Origin of the sequence: Candidatus Frankia nodulisporulans, assembly GCF_902806475.1 — a bacterium.
Taxonomy (GTDB): domain Bacteria; phylum Actinomycetota; class Actinomycetes; order Frankiales; family Frankiaceae; genus Frankia; species Frankia umida.
In genome coordinates this window covers 1-1064 of record NZ_CADCWS010000500.1, presented here as the reverse complement: position 1 = coordinate 1064, position 1064 = coordinate 1, and the positions used below count along the sequence as shown (strand labels likewise).

1 protein-coding gene is annotated in these 1064 nt (G+C 65.4%); it reads left to right on the top strand.

All coding sequences use genetic code 11. The features are described 5' to 3' along the window. Window positions 1–354: 354 nt before the first annotated feature. Window positions 355–1064, top strand: a 710-nt coding sequence (locus G6R24_RS21130) for a pentapeptide repeat-containing protein (RefSeq protein WP_163550862.1), incomplete at its 3' end; no start/stop codon positions are given.

Below are 1064 nucleotides of genomic sequence, written 5' to 3'. Positions count from 1 at the left end.
CCGGGGGTGCATGTGGCGGTGGGCTAGACCTATGGGCAGGGGGCGGGTGGGGAAGACCGGATGCTCCGGTTGGCCGCTCGCCCGGGCTGATCGTGCCCGGGCTGTCCATGCCCCGTCGGGCTACGGGGCTGTCTGGACTCCTTCGGTGCTCCAAGACTCCGGTTCAGTTGGCGTATAGAACTTCATGGCATGCTGGAGGAAAACGTTGATCCAGCACAACTACGGACTTACGTGACTGGCAGATTGCAGTCGGTGAGGTCAGGTCGGGTGGGAGGACTGATGGTGAGGGCGTGGCCTGCGATAAAGGGAACGCTATGCCGGAAGGTGGATCCGAGGCGGAAGCAACGGGAGTTGGTGGAGCAGTACACCGCTGGGATTGGCCAGCTTGGTTCGGAGGCGTTGGACGTCTGCCTGGACGGGATTTACGCGTTGGAGAGCCTTGGGGCCGAGTCGACGACGTATCGCCAGCCGGTGGTGGAGGTGCTTTCGGCCTTCGTCCGCGAGCGGACCATTCTTGATCATTCCCATGGAGCTCGCCGTCCCTGGGCCGCCTGGTCGGGGAGGACGACGAGCAGGCGGAGTGCCAGCCTGGAGCCATCAGCTCCGGCCGATCAAGCCACCAGCGACACACCGCCGGATCTTGGACGAAATCCCGATACCGATGTGCAGGCCGCGCTGACCGTGCTGGGCCGTCTCTCGGACAAAGTCGACATCTCTTGGGCTGTTCCGTTTAGCGCCTGGCTGGAGGGGGTGGACCGCGCCGGTGCCTGGCTGTGTGAGGTAAACCTCACCGGTGCCCGGCTGGAGATGGCTGATCTCATCGAAGCTTCGCTGCACGGGGCTGACCTCGCCGGCGCCTGGCTGACCGGGGCGAACCTCACCGGCGCCCAGCTGATTGGGGCAGACTTCACCGGCGCCCGGCTGGATGGGGCCAACCTTACCCACGTTCGGCTGGATGGGGCCAACCTCACCGGCGCCCGGCTGGACGGGGCAAACCTCACCGGTGTCGAGGGGTTGACGCAGGCGCAGGTAGACGTTGCCCGAGGTGACGAGAAGACGGTTCT